The following is a 12457-nucleotide window of genomic DNA, read 5'->3' on the forward strand; positions in this document are numbered from 1 at the left end:
GTGTTTTATTTTTAGAAATGTATAATTATTAAAATTAGTTTAATCTAATTTGTTAGATTTGCTGAAACTAAGACTACATTACGATTATGCTAAAACTAATATTTAAACGATTGTTGCTCATTTTGTTTCTGCTATTTTCTCTTAAGAGCATGGCGCAGGACATAGAAATTTCCGGTGTAATTAAAGATGTCAATAGCAATGAAGCTATCGGGGGAAGTACTATAAAACTCAAAAATTCTAAAAGATCTGCTGTTGCTGATCAGCAGGGGAAATTCAAATTAGCTGTTCCTCAGCAAAAAAATGGTGGAAAACTTTTAATTTCTTACCTCGGATATAAACCAGACTCGATATCAATAGATACCAATAAAAAATATTATGAAATATTATTAGCTACAAAGTCGGATGCGCTGAATGAAGTTGTTGTAACAGGTGTTTCCAGAGCAACCCTTACGAAAGAAAATCCGGTTCCTATTGTATCTGTTTCTAAAAAGAAGATAGAACAATCTTCAGAAAGTAATATTATAGATGTACTGGTGAGAAATGTTCCTGGACTTAATGCCGTAAAAACAGGACCCAATATTTCGAAACCTTTTATCAGAGGACTTGGTTACAACAGGGTGCTGACGTTATATGATGGAATTCGTCAGGAAGGTCAGCAATGGGGAGATGAACATGGTATTGAGGTCGATGCCTATAATATTGAACGTTCTGAAGTCATCAAGGGGCCGGCAAGTTTGATGTATGGCAGTGATGCACTTGCTGGTGTGGTCAGCCTGATGTCCGCTATGCCTGGAATTGATGATGGTCTTTTACATGGGAAGGTCTTATCTGAATATCAGAGTAATAATGGCTTGATTGGAAATGGAATAGGATTGTTTTATTCGAAAAATCATTGGTCTTTTGCACTGCGCGGTTCTTATCGCATCGCCAAAAATTATAGTAACGCAATCGATGGAAGGGTCTATAACACAGGATTCAGAGAAACAAATGCTTCTGGTACCGTTCGTTATCAGACCAGTAAAGGTAATTCCACACTTAACCTGACTCTTTACGATAATATTCAGGGAATTCCTGATGGCAGCCGTGATTCGCTCACCAGAAAATTTACACATCAAATTTATGAGGGAGACCTGGATGAGATTAAGAACCGTCCCATTGTTTCTGATGCGCTGTTAAATTCTTATGCAATGAGTCCTTTACATCAGCATATTCAACATTACCGTATTTATAGTAATAATCATTATACGGTTGGTGAAGGGGATATTGATGTGATGTTAGGTTTTCAGCAAAACATTCGCAGAGAATATAATCACCCGACAATGCCAGATCAGGCGGGTATGTTTGTCAGGTTAAATACCCTAAATTACGGCGTAAAATACAATGCGCCTAAAATATTAAATACTGAATTCACTTTCGGTGTAAATGGGATGTATCAGAATAATTTAAATAAGAATGCAACAGATTTCCCGATTCCGGATTATAGTTTGTTTGATGCAGGAGCTTATCTGTTTGCCAAATGGAAATATGAAAGCTGGACGATCGGAGGTGGGATCAGGTCTGATCTGCGTTATTTAAAGGCAAATGATTTTTATACTTCAACCAATGCACAGACGGGTTTTGGTCAGCATGTTTCGCCTGCTGAAGATGCAAAGGCAAATTTGCAATTCCCTGCTTTTAACAAATCTTTCGGAGGGATCTCATTAAGTTTAGGAACTACTTATCAATTAAATGATCAGGTTAGTTTAAAAGCTAATATTGCCAGAGGATATCGTGCGCCGAGTATTACAGAATTTGCTTCTAATGGGTTGGATCCTGGTGCACATATTATTTATTTGGGAAACCGGGATTTCAAACCTGAGTTCTCTTTACAGGAAGATATTGGTGCAGATATTACACTGAAAGACTTATCTATGTCATTTAGTATTTTCAATAATAATATACAAAATTATATTTATTTAAGCCAGCTGCTTGATGGGGGTGGAAATCCGATTGTCAGCGCACAGGGAGATAAAACTTATCAGTATCAGCAGTCATCTGCGCAGCTATATGGGTTTGAAACCACATTTAATCTTCATCCGGAATCGTGGAAAGGATTTTCATTTGATAATTCACTTTCTATGATTTATGGATTTAATAGGAAAGCGATATATAAAGATAAGAAGACAGGTGGGGAGTATTTACCCCTAATTCCACCTTTACGGTTATTGAGCAGCATCAGTCAGGATATCAAACTTAATTCCAAACTGGTTTCAGGAATGAATTTCAGAGCAGAAGCTGAATATAATGGAGCGCAGGATCGCTATTTAGCACTGAATAATACAGAAACTGCCACTTCATCTTATTTGCTTTTTAATGTAGCTGCCGGAGCAACAATTAATTATTCAAAAAAACATCCGCTGCAAGTGCAGGTACAGGTCAACAATTTATGGAATGAGACTTATCAATCTAATTTAAGCAGACTCAAATATTTTGAATATGATGAGCATTCACCGAATGGATATAACGGGATACAGGGAATGGGAAGAAGTATTGGCGTTAAAGTAATTTGTTCATTTTAGCATTGAATTTTCAAAAGGTTACGAATTACGATATTAATAGGCAACGCTACCGGATTAGTGTTAATTACCTGTTTGGCAAGCTTTAAATGTTTTGAATTGTAGAAAATTATTCCTAAGTTTGCATCCCTGTTTAACACAGGATTTAACATAAAATAATCATAACAATGAATCAGTACGAAACTGTTATCGTTCTAACCCCGTTGTTGTCAGAAGAAGTTGCGAAAGAAGCATTAGCGAAATTCAGCAAAATCATCACTGACAGCGGTGCCGAAATTGTTCAAGAGGACAATTGGGGTTTGAGAAAATTAGCGTATCCGATTGAAAAAAAAGCAAGCGGATTTTTCCACCTTACAGAATACAAATCTTCAGGTGAATTAATTAACAAATTGGAATTAGAACTAAAACGCGATGAGCGTGTTCTTCGTTTCCTTACCATTAGATTAGACCGTCACGCGGTTGCTTATAATGAGAAGAAACGCAGTGGTGCTTTTAACAAAAAACCTAAGAAAGAGGAGGCTGCAGCATAATGGCTAAAGATCAGATACAATATGTTACCGCTCCAAAAGTGGACGATAACAGAAAAAAATATTGCCGTTTCAAAAAGAATGGTATTAAATATATTGATTATAAAGACGCAAACTTTTTGTTAAAATTCATCAATGATCAGGGTAAAATTTTACCCCGCCGCTTAACCGGTACTTCATTGAAATTTCAACGTAAAGTGGCTCAAGCGGTTAAACGTTCTCGCCACATTGGTTTGTTACCTTTCGTTGCTGACCAATTAAAATAAGAGCTGAACATGGAAATTATATTAAAACAGGACATCAAATCTCTTGGAGAGAAAGATGATATTGTAAACGTAAAGCCAGGTTACGGACGTAACTACCTTATCCCACAAGGATTCGGTGCTTTAGCTACTCCATCTGCTAAAAAAGTATTAGCAGAGAACTTAAAACAAGCAGCGTTTAAACAAGATAAAATTAAGAAAGATGCTGAAGGTATCGCAACTCGTTTAGCTGATGTTAAATTGAGTATCGGTGCTAAAGCTGGTGAAACTGGTAAAATCTTTGGTGCAGTAAACACTATTATGATTGCTGATGCATTAAAACAACAAGGTTTTGATGTTGACCGTCGCCGTATCACTTTCGAAACTGAACCTAAATTTGTTGGTGAATATATCGCTAACTTAAACTTACACAAAGAAGTGAAAGTTAAAGTTCCTTTCGCAGTTGTAGCTGAGTAATCTCATCTTAAACGAATATAAAAAAAGCGTTCCGGTTATCGGAACGCTTTTTTTATGCTTTAAATTCTTCTTCTTTTAGATCTGTTTTCATCAATTAATTTCCGGATCTCTTTGATGTCTTTTTTAGAGAAACCGTGAATTTCTACTTTATTGCCATTCACAAATAAGCGTAAAGTCGCAAATCCAATCATTGGAGAGTCAACCTCAATCGAAGTAATATCTTCGTAATTCAGATATTTAGAGTCTCCGCTAAATAAACCTGGTACCTTTATTTCAATACTGTTTTCTTCTAAATAGATTTCTGCCGGAAAAACCTTGTTTCCCTCTGAGAGCCTTGATGCTGTAAACTTCATTTTTTTTGATCTGAATGTAATCGCAAATCTAGCTATTAAGCCAATTGTTTTTGCTTTTCAATTGCATTTAATAATTTCTCATAAGGAGCATTGAATTTTTCTATCCCTTCATCCTCCAGCTGCTGGGTAAGTTTGGCCAGATCAATATCTTCATGACGTAATTGTGCCAGTATAGCAGATGCGCCATCAAGATCAATTTCAAGGCGGCTTTCCGGGTCACCATGATCGCGGTAAGCTTCCAGCGTTTCCATAGGGATGGTATCTACTGTATTGGGGCCAATCAGCGCTTCTACATATTTAGTATCCTTAAAAGCAGGATTTTTACTACTTGTACTTGCCCAAAGCAAACGCTGAGGTTTAGCGCCAAGGGCAGCTAGTTTTTCCCATCTTTCTCCACTGAAAACCTGCTGATAGATCTCATATGCTTTTTTTGCAGAAGCGATGGCAACTTCGCCCTTTAATTCCCCCAGATGTTTTTCTTCCAGGATAGGATCAACGAGTACATCTATCCGGCTTAAAAAGAAGCTGGCCACTGATGCAATATCTTTAATACTCTCATTTCTTGCTGCACGTTCTTCCAATCCTTCCAGATAAGCATCTGTTACTTGTTTATAGCGCTCCAGACCAAATAGTAAGGTCACATTGATATTCAGTCCTTCAGAGATTGATTTCTTAATGGCTGCTAAACCTGGTTGAGTACCAGGAATCTTAATCATCACATTTTTGCGGTTTACTTCTTTCCAAAGGTGTAAGGCCTGCTTAATTGTTCCTTCGGTATCTAGTGCCAGGAGTGGGGAAACCTCCAGGCTTGCATAACCATCCGCACCTTCTACTTCTTCATTATATACCGGCAATAATAAATCTGCTGCCTGCTGGATGTCTTTAATTGCAAGACGGTAAAAAATATCTTCGTTACTTATTTTCTCTTTTGAGAGCTCAGCTATATCAGCATCATAATCAGAGCTGCTGCTAATCGCTTTTTCAAATATAGCCGGATTAGAAGTTAGCCCCCTCACGCCATCAATTTCAATCAGTTCTTTTAATTTGCCAGATTTGATAATGTCACGGTCAATAAAGTCCAGCCAGATACTTTGACCATAATCGTGTATTTTTTTTACTTTATTCGCTTCCATATTGTATTGTTTTAATTAAAAACAAGTAAATACACTGAATGTTTATTCTGCTTTAAATATATGCACTGACATGACAAATCTCTATTTTTATTTACCTTTGAGCAATGGCTGTAAAACGTGGCAAAAACACTAAAAAGAGAAAATTCGACTTCAGGAATTTACCAATATTAATAGGGAAATGTATTTTGTGGTTTTTCCTGAGTACAATCCTCTGGGTTTTGGCTTACCGGTTCATTAATCCGCCTTTTACGTCTCTGATGATCTTGCGCAATATTGAACGCAAGTCTGATGGAAAGACTTTTAAAACAGAGAAAGACTGGGTAAAACTCAGTGAAATGTCAGACCAGATTAAGCGTGCGGCTATTGCTGGTGAAGACCAGAAATTTGTTCACCACTGGGGTTTTGATATGAAAGCTATTGGCAGGGCATATAGTGCTAATAAAGGAGATAGCACTAAAGTTAAAGGTGGGAGCACGATCTCACAGCAAACCGCTAAAAATGTATTTTTGTGGCCCGGAAGATCCTGGGTACGTAAAGGTTTTGAAGCCTACTTTACGGTATTGATTGAAATGATGTGGAGCAAACAGCGGATATTGGAAGTGTATCTGAATGTGATTGAAATGGGAGATGGAATATATGGTGCGGAAGCCGCTTCACAAAGTTATTACGGAAAATCATGCAGAAATCTGAACAGATCAGAAGCAGCATTGATTGTAGCCTGTTTCCCTAATCCATTACGCTGGACGCCTTTACATCCAACATTATATATCAGACACAGGCAATATCTGATTATGAGAAATATAAGAAACCTTGGACCTCTAAAATTTAAGTAAGTCTGGTGCTGATCATAAGGTTTTCGCGGGTTAAAGTAAATCCGCGAAAACTTTATTGTGCCAGCTATCTTTGAAAGGAACTTCCCATTTCGTCTGGAAATCTTCCAATGTCTGAACCATATTGTTAAATACAATAGAATCCGGGGTTACATGCTTAATGCTGATCAGTGTTTCGAAATCTTCCTTATTGACAACAATTACTTTATCGTCAACTTTGTAAGCCATATTAAAGCGATTGAATAAATCGGCTCCATATTCAGTTTCAATTCCCTTAATGATGCGTACTGAAGCATCAATAGAACAACCAGTAGCACCAGCTGTGGCTTCATCTACGGTGAAAATAATAAAATAATTGTACCTGATTTCTGCTTTTGCCTGTAACTGGTGGCCATGGGCTTTCCATTGTGCAGTAAAACCGTCCAATTGTTGTTGAATTGCACTAACCTCCTGGTCACTGAATTCACGATCGCTCTGATAGATCCAAACTTTTGATTGTGGAGAAAAACTCATATCACAAATTTAACATTTTATTTAAATTGATTTACCCAAATAGCAATTGAGATGAAAAAGTTTACAATCTTCTTGAAAATTAGTGCTTATACGCTGTTATGTACTGTTTTTCTTTCCTTTTCATCCTATAGCCCAACAGAAGAAGAAGCGATATATGTTCAGCAAAAATTAGAAGATCACTACAATAAAGAAGCTAAAGGAGGGAGTATAAAGAAGTACGAACTACGGATTACTAACAGTGGATTCTGTCGTTATAAATGTTTTTTTAACAATGGAAAGATAGAATATTTCTCTTTTAACTTTTTAAAATACAAGGATTTGGATTATGCCGGGACAGCACAATCCGGGAGCTTAATTTTACGTACCAAGGGGGACGATGTTATTGTGCAGACTTATAATGATACAAAAGGTAATGATATTGATAGCATGGCCACTTTTATGGCCATACCACTTAAGAATATTGAACCAGAGGAGTTGAATCAGCTAATGGAGAAATTCCAGCAGATGAGCCGGAAGGTCCGCCAATAGTAAATACCGGAGTTTCCATATCGCGCGAAGCAACAACAATTACCGTATCCTGTGCGTGTTCTTTGAACAGATTTTCTACTAAACCTGGATTGTTATTGTCTTTTGATAAATGTGAAAGCAACAGGTGTGTCAGCTTGGCCGGGCGGGATGTTGTGAACAGTTCTAAGGCTTGTTTGTTGCTCAGGTGACCAAAACCATCACTAATCCTTTTTTTGAGGTAATAGGGATAATTACCATGATGTAAAAGATCTTCATCATAATTCGCTTCCAGAAAAGCTGCATCACATTGTTTGAAATGCAGGGTAAGCTGTTCGCAGACTACACCAAGATCGGTAAACACGCCAACTTTAATGTCCCCGCACGAAACCATGAAGCTATGTGGTTCTGCTGCATCATGAATTTTAGGAAAACAAGTGACCTGCAATGATCCGATCTGGATTACCTGGTGGCTAAAGAATGAATGGATTAAATCTTCTGGTAGTTCCAGCTTGCTGTTACCAATTGTTCCGGGAGTGATATAAACCGGAATACGATATTTTTTCGCCATTACAGTTAAACCACGGATGTGGTCACCATGTTCGTGCGAGATGAAGATAGCTTTCACCTTGCCCATAGATAAACCCAGACGCAGCATCCGTTTTTCGGTTTCCCGGCAGGATATTCCGGCGTCGATCAGTACGGCCTCCTGTGCATTACCTACGTAATAACAATTGCCATTACTGCCAGAATTTATCGAGGTAATAAAAAGGGGATTACAACCCATTTGCTCGTACGGTAATTTCTGCAATATCTAATACCTGGACATTTTGATTCTGATCTTTCATTTTAACACCATCACTAAGCATAGTCATACAGAAAGGACAACCTGCTGCAATAATACTTGGATTAGTTTCCAATGCTTCTTCTATTCTCTCGATATTGATGTCTTTGTTTCCTTTTTCTGGTTCTTTGAACATCTGCGCACCACCTGCACCGCAGCAAAGACCATTAGACTTGCAACGTTTCATTTCCACCAGTTGTGCATCCAGAACCTCTAATGCTTTTCTGGGTGCTTCATATATACCATTACCACGGCCTAAATAGCAAGGGTCATGATAAGTGATTTTTTTACCTTTAAAACTTTCGCCTCCTTCAGCTTTCAGCTTGCCCTCGTTGATCAGGTCCTGAATCAGCTGAGTATGGTGAATAACTTCATAATTACCACCTAAACCCGGATATTCATTTTTGATGGTATTGAAGCAATGCGGACAGCCAGTTACGATTTTTTTGATATGGTAACCATTCAATACCTCGATATTGGTCATCGCCTGCATCTGGAACAGGAATTCATTTCCAGCACGTTTAGCAGGATCGCCTGTACAGCTTTCCTCTGTTCCCAATACGGCATATTTAATGCCTACATGGTGAAGGATTTTGCAAATATCCCGGGTTGTTTTTTGTGCGCGTTCATCATAACTACCTGCACAGCCTACCCAGAATAAAATTTCAGGTTCTTCACCCCTGGCAATCATTTCTGCCATAGTAGGCACTTCTATATTTAGTTTCTCGCTCATTATTCAGCTTGAGTAATAGATTAAAATTTAACTTTCTTTTGCCCAGTTCAAACGATCTGCCGGAGAATATTTCCATGGCGCACCATTGTTTTCAATGTTTCCAAGCATCGCATTGATACTTGCAGGAGCCTGAGACTCTTCCATTACCGCATACCTTCTCAGGTCTGTAATAATTGCAAGAGGATCTATATTGATAGGACAAGCCTCTACACAAGCATTACAGCTTGTACAAGCCCATAATTCTTCTCTGGTGATATAATCGTCAATCAGTGATTTTCCATCTTCAAAACCATTGCCTGTCTGATCAATATTTTTACCTACTTCTTCCATGCGGTCACGGGTATCCATCATAATTTTACGTGGAGAAAGCAGTTTGCCCGTTATATTGGCAGGACATACCGAAGTACAACGTCCGCATTCGGTACAGGTATAAGCATTCATCAGATTTATCCATGAGAGATCATTAACGTCTTTTGCACCAAAACGGCCGGCCTCTGCTTCAACAGGAGTGAAGGATGGATCAAGCATGGCTTTAACCTCATTGGTTACACTTTGCATATTCGTAAATTCACCTTTTGGCTCCAGATTAGAGAAATAAGTATTTGGAAAGGCAAACAGGATATGGAAATGTTTGGAATAAGGTAAGTAGTTCAGGAAGGCAAAAATACCGATGATGTGAAACCACCAGCAACCTCTTTCTATAGCAATCAGGCTGCTTTCATTCCCTGGTAATATATTTTGCAGAAACTGACTCACAGGGAAAGCGCCTGCTGTGATATAATGATGTGCACCTAAAGCTTGCAATTTAGCATCCGCTGCATTCATCAACAGAAATGCAGTCATTAACAAAATTTCTGTAATCAGGATATAATTCGCATCAGATTTTGGCCAGCCTTTCAATTCAGGACTGTTTAATCTTTTCAGTTTTAAAATATTTCTTCTGATCAGGAAAATAGCACAACCAACCCATACCCCTAAAGCCAGGATCTCAAATGAGCCTATCAAAAAGTTATACAAACTGCCCAGCCCTCCAAACACGCGGTGAGTGCCAAACATTCCATCAATCATAATTTCGAGCACTTCGATATTGATAATCACAAAACCAATGTAGACTACAAAATGCAGTGCAGCCGGAATTGGACGTACTACCATCTTGCTTTGCCCAAGGGCAACTCTGATCATGGTCATCAATCTTTTTTGAGGCTGGTCGGTACGGTCTGCCGCTTTACCAATTCTGATGTTACGGATGACCTTTTTCAGGTTGAAGCTGAATAAGGCGATAGCCGCTAAGGTGATTGCTATAAATAGAATTTGTGAAATCATTATTTGGTTAATCTTTTACAGTCATGCTAAGTTAAAATAATTAGCACAGAAAAAATACTATGCTTGCATAATTATTTCAAATTTAGAGCCGTTTTAAATAATTCTGAGGCGTTTTTAAATTATTTTCAGAAAAAGTTTTGCAATTCGAAAAAAGAAACTACATTTGCACTCCCAACCGAGGGGAACATGGTTAAACATGTTGAAATAAGATGGTGCGGTAGCTCAGTCGGTAGAGCAAAGGATTGAAAATCCTTGTGTCGCCGGTTCGATCCCGGCCCACACCACTTCTTCTAAAAGCTTCAGAGAAATCTGAAGCTTTTTTGCTTTCAAAGGTTTTTTTGTTGATTTGATTCTAATTTAGAATCAAGTCATAAACTTTTGGAGCAGGCTCATTTTTTAAGCATAAATTTTGACACGCTAAACGGAAAGTCTTTGCTGTCACGGATGCTCTTATGCCTGTGGAAGTTGCGCTGAAAGCTTTCAATTTGCCTGGGAATGACTCAGGGGAAACAAGGCCGGGCTGTTCGTAAATAAATTCAAAATAGCTAAATCATAAAGCTATATCGTCCGGGTACTGCCCGGGTACTGTCCGAGTACTGGTCGGGTACTCGTTAGGGTAAGAGCAATGCTAAAGTAACGTGAGAGCATGGCAAGTCCAAGTCAAAACAACTAGTTGAAATGACTTGGACTTGCCATAGTTCAAGCCCGTTCTCAACCTGGTGTCATCCCGACCACCACTCAGGCACAACCAAACCATAACTAGTTGAAGATGAATGAAATTATAATTTTCCCTTTGACTAATCCACGGACAATTGCAGACAGCTGCGGACAATTACGGCCATTTTTTACGCATCAGGATAATCTTTAACGCGAATGGCTTACATTGGTGAAAAGATATTTATTATGGGAAGTTTAACGGGTAAATTTTCAAAGGGAATCCTGGGCGATTTCATTTTTAAAGCAGCAGTTTGGCGTACAGGTTGTTTCAAAAGTTCTGTACCGGGCAAAAGGAAACAAACAATGGAAGCCCAAAGGCATCAGAGCACTTTCGTCAAAGTAGCCAGCCTGGAAAAATCAGGATCTTTCCTCCCGCTAAGAATTCCGCTGAAGCGTTGACCGATCTCTTATCAAAGTAATCAGGAGCGTTTAATAAGGATAAACTGAACTATAAAATCAGGAAGTAATCAGCTGATTAAAGAATCGTAACCAGCTGCTTTGAACTCAGAAAATATCAAACCCAAAACTTGAAATTTAATCCCTGATCCACGAGTTTATGACTTGATCCATAATTTTTTTATCGTAAAATAGTCAGATTGATACGTTTTAGTAAACATATTCAAATTACGAATTTCAAAAGCACAGTAAAATTCGTTTATAAAAATTTTTTATAACTAATTATCTATTTGTTGTTAATCAAGTGTGTAAACACTTGCCTGAAATGCTTTTTATACTATCTTAGAGTTTTAAGACAGTATAATGTATAAGTGTGTAATTATTGATGATGAGCCTCATGCTGTAGAGGGCTTAAAGAATTATCTTATAAAGATTCCGGAATTGCAATTAATTGCGAGTTATACTGATCCTATACATGCATTACAAGAAATTGCCAGGGGCGGTCCAATTGATTTGCTATTGCTTGATATTGACATGCCGGAAATATCAGGAATAGATCTCGCCAGATTAATCAGAGCAAAAACTGATAAATTACTGATAACCACTGCGCACATTCAATATGGATATGAAGCTTTTGAGGTCCAGGCTGATGGCTATTTGTTAAAGCCTTATTCCTTCGCTAAATTTTTAACTGCAATCCATAAATTATTTCCTCCTTCAATCCCAGATTCAGATTTTGCCAGAATTTCTTCTGATCAGGACTTTTTTTTTATAAAAAGTAAAGACGACGATTTGAAACTGGTTAAGATCCGCTATGATGATATCGTGATGATTGAAAGTAAACTTAACTATGTGATGGTCTATACAGTTGACAGAAGTATTCTTACTTATATCTCTTTAATGGAGATTTCAAACAGGCTGACTAAAGCAAGAGGTTTTGAACAGTTTCACAGAAGCTTTATTCTTAACAATAGACACATCGAATATATTGACGGAAATACAATTACATTAAATAATGGAAGAAAGATTACAGTAGGTGATCATTACAAAAAGGATTTCAATGTATTTGTAAATCAAAATCTACTGAAAGCAAAACGCAAATTGTAATCACTGCTCAGAATATTTTTATCCTGAAAATCTGCCTTTCTATAGCGTATTAATCCCTGTTCATCCAAAATATTTCCAATTTCTGTTTTATCGAATTAGTTTAATAAAAACTAACCGGATGAAATTAATGAAGTTAAAGGAAAATGGCTTTGGTGCCCTGATACATTTGTATACAATCGGGTTATGTATCTCAATATCTAATA

14 protein-coding genes and 1 tRNA gene are annotated in these 12457 nt (G+C 37.7%); 9 read left to right on the forward strand and 6 right to left on the reverse strand.

What is annotated here, in order from left to right; translation table 11 throughout:
• The first annotated feature begins 149 nt into the window (after nucleotides 1-149).
• From AB3G38_RS20025 to rplI, 4 genes are all read left to right on the forward strand, one after another.
• Nucleotides 150-2558 carry a TonB-dependent receptor gene (locus tag AB3G38_RS20025; RefSeq protein WP_367865516.1) on the forward strand — a complete coding sequence of 803 codons (2409 nt, stop codon included), beginning with the start codon at nucleotides 150-152 and terminating at the stop codon, nucleotides 2556-2558.
• Between the two features lie 164 nt (nucleotides 2559-2722).
• The gene (gene rpsF / locus AB3G38_RS20030) at nucleotides 2723-3085 is read left to right on the forward strand and encodes a 30S ribosomal protein S6 (protein ID WP_037444035.1); all 363 of its coding nucleotides are present in this window, start codon (nucleotides 2723-2725) and stop codon (nucleotides 3083-3085) included.
• Nucleotides 3085-3348 (forward strand): 30S ribosomal protein S18, encoded by a 264-nt coding sequence (gene rpsR, locus AB3G38_RS20035; protein WP_008244392.1) that lies wholly within the window; start codon nucleotides 3085-3087, stop codon nucleotides 3346-3348. The genes rpsF and rpsR overlap by 1 nt, the downstream gene beginning before the upstream one ends.
• Before the next feature lie 9 nt (nucleotides 3349-3357).
• Entirely contained in the window at nucleotides 3358-3801 is a 444-nt protein-coding gene (rplI, locus tag AB3G38_RS20040) for a 50S ribosomal protein L9 (RefSeq protein ID WP_068403319.1), read from the forward strand.
• A gap of 59 nt (nucleotides 3802-3860) precedes the next feature.
• Here rplI and AB3G38_RS20045 read toward each other — a convergent pair whose 3' ends face one another.
• Complete coding sequence (locus AB3G38_RS20045; RefSeq protein WP_367865517.1) at nucleotides 3861-4154, reverse strand: hypothetical protein; 294 nt, start codon at nucleotides 4152-4154, stop codon at nucleotides 3861-3863.
• Between the two features lie 35 nt (nucleotides 4155-4189).
• Nucleotides 4190-5287 (reverse strand): transaldolase, encoded by a 1098-nt coding sequence (gene tal, locus AB3G38_RS20050; protein ID WP_367865518.1) that lies wholly within the window; start codon nucleotides 5285-5287, stop codon nucleotides 4190-4192.
• A gap of 104 nt (nucleotides 5288-5391) precedes the next feature.
• On the opposite strand from tal, the gene mtgA reads away from it, so the two are divergent.
• Nucleotides 5392-6120 (forward strand): monofunctional biosynthetic peptidoglycan transglycosylase, encoded by a 729-nt coding sequence (gene mtgA / locus AB3G38_RS20055; protein ID WP_367865519.1) that lies wholly within the window; start codon nucleotides 5392-5394, stop codon nucleotides 6118-6120.
• Nucleotides 6121-6150: 30 nt separating this feature from the next.
• Here mtgA and AB3G38_RS20060 read toward each other — a convergent pair whose 3' ends face one another.
• The gene (locus AB3G38_RS20060) at nucleotides 6151-6630 is read right to left on the reverse strand and encodes an ABC transporter ATPase (RefSeq protein ID WP_367865520.1); all 480 of its coding nucleotides are present in this window, start codon (nucleotides 6628-6630) and stop codon (nucleotides 6151-6153) included.
• Between the two features lie 51 nt (nucleotides 6631-6681).
• Here AB3G38_RS20060 and AB3G38_RS20065 point away from each other — a divergent pair, with 51 nt between their 5' ends.
• Nucleotides 6682-7158, forward strand: a complete 477-nt coding sequence (locus AB3G38_RS20065) for a hypothetical protein (protein ID WP_367865521.1) — start codon at nucleotides 6682-6684, stop codon at nucleotides 7156-7158.
• Here AB3G38_RS20065 and AB3G38_RS20070 read toward each other — a convergent pair.
• The 3 genes from AB3G38_RS20070 to AB3G38_RS20080 are packed head-to-tail and all read right to left on the reverse strand — an operon-like array spanning nucleotide 7082 to nucleotide 10034.
• The gene (locus AB3G38_RS20070) at nucleotides 7082-7921 is read right to left on the reverse strand and encodes an MBL fold metallo-hydrolase (protein ID WP_367865522.1); all 840 of its coding nucleotides are present in this window, start codon (nucleotides 7919-7921) and stop codon (nucleotides 7082-7084) included. The genes AB3G38_RS20065 and AB3G38_RS20070 overlap by 77 nt on opposite strands.
• Nucleotides 7911-8711 carry a (Fe-S)-binding protein gene (locus AB3G38_RS20075; protein ID WP_367865523.1) on the reverse strand — a complete coding sequence of 267 codons (801 nt, stop codon included), beginning with the start codon at nucleotides 8709-8711 and terminating at the stop codon, nucleotides 7911-7913. The genes AB3G38_RS20070 and AB3G38_RS20075 overlap by 11 nt, the downstream gene beginning before the upstream one ends.
• Before the next feature lie 27 nt (nucleotides 8712-8738).
• A complete protein-coding gene (locus AB3G38_RS20080; RefSeq protein ID WP_367865524.1) occupies nucleotides 8739-10034 on the reverse strand; it encodes a 4Fe-4S dicluster domain-containing protein in 1296 nt (431 codons plus the stop codon).
• Nucleotides 10035-10245: 211 nt separating this feature from the next.
• On the opposite strand from AB3G38_RS20080, the gene AB3G38_RS20085 reads away from it, so the two are divergent.
• The 3 genes from AB3G38_RS20085 (at nucleotide 10246) to AB3G38_RS20095 (ending at nucleotide 12254) form a co-directional block, all read left to right on the forward strand.
• Nucleotides 10246-10318, forward strand: a tRNA-Phe gene (locus AB3G38_RS20085).
• 589 nt (nucleotides 10319-10907) lie between these two features.
• The gene (locus tag AB3G38_RS20090) at nucleotides 10908-11150 is read left to right on the forward strand and encodes a hypothetical protein (RefSeq protein WP_367865525.1); all 243 of its coding nucleotides are present in this window, start codon (nucleotides 10908-10910) and stop codon (nucleotides 11148-11150) included.
• A gap of 360 nt (nucleotides 11151-11510) precedes the next feature.
• A complete protein-coding gene (locus AB3G38_RS20095; protein WP_367865526.1) occupies nucleotides 11511-12254 on the forward strand; it encodes a LytR/AlgR family response regulator transcription factor in 744 nt (247 codons plus the stop codon).
• Nucleotides 12255-12457 lie beyond the last annotated feature (203 nt).

The sequence above is a fragment of the Pedobacter sp. WC2423 genome (assembly GCF_040822065.1).
Taxonomy (GTDB): Bacteria; Bacteroidota; Bacteroidia; order Sphingobacteriales; family Sphingobacteriaceae; genus Pedobacter.

What these genes read in the sequence shown, in the direction of transcription:
- AB3G38_RS20025 (WP_367865516.1), top strand. Translation starts at nt 150, where the DNA reads ATGGCGCAGGACATAGAAATTTCCGGTGTAATTAAAGATGTCAATAGC.
- rpsF (WP_037444035.1), top strand. Translation starts at nt 2,723, where the DNA reads ATGAATCAGTACGAAACTGTTATCGTTCTAACCCCGTTGTTGTCAGAA.
- rpsR (WP_008244392.1), top strand. Translation starts at nt 3,085, where the DNA reads ATGGCTAAAGATCAGATACAATATGTTACCGCTCCAAAAGTGGACGAT.
- rplI (WP_068403319.1), top strand. Translation starts at nt 3,358, where the DNA reads ATGGAAATTATATTAAAACAGGACATCAAATCTCTTGGAGAGAAAGAT.
- AB3G38_RS20045 (WP_367865517.1), bottom strand. Translation starts at nt 4,154, where the DNA reads ATGAAGTTTACAGCATCAAGGCTCTCAGAGGGAAACAAGGTTTTTCCG.
- tal (WP_367865518.1), bottom strand. Translation starts at nt 5,287, where the DNA reads ATGGAAGCGAATAAAGTAAAAAAAATACACGATTATGGTCAAAGTATC.
- mtgA (WP_367865519.1), top strand. Translation starts at nt 5,392, where the DNA reads ATGGCTGTAAAACGTGGCAAAAACACTAAAAAGAGAAAATTCGACTTC.
- AB3G38_RS20060 (WP_367865520.1), bottom strand. Translation starts at nt 6,630, where the DNA reads ATGAGTTTTTCTCCACAATCAAAAGTTTGGATCTATCAGAGCGATCGT.
- AB3G38_RS20065 (WP_367865521.1), top strand. Translation starts at nt 6,682, where the DNA reads ATGAAAAAGTTTACAATCTTCTTGAAAATTAGTGCTTATACGCTGTTA.
- AB3G38_RS20070 (WP_367865522.1), bottom strand. Translation starts at nt 7,921, where the DNA reads ATGGGTTGTAATCCCCTTTTTATTACCTCGATAAATTCTGGCAGTAAT.
- AB3G38_RS20075 (WP_367865523.1), bottom strand. Translation starts at nt 8,711, where the DNA reads ATGAGCGAGAAACTAAATATAGAAGTGCCTACTATGGCAGAAATGATT.
- AB3G38_RS20080 (WP_367865524.1), bottom strand. Translation starts at nt 10,034, where the DNA reads ATGATTTCACAAATTCTATTTATAGCAATCACCTTAGCGGCTATCGCC.
- AB3G38_RS20090 (WP_367865525.1), top strand. Translation starts at nt 10,908, where the DNA reads ATGGCTTACATTGGTGAAAAGATATTTATTATGGGAAGTTTAACGGGT.
- AB3G38_RS20095 (WP_367865526.1), top strand. Translation starts at nt 11,511, where the DNA reads ATGTATAAGTGTGTAATTATTGATGATGAGCCTCATGCTGTAGAGGGC.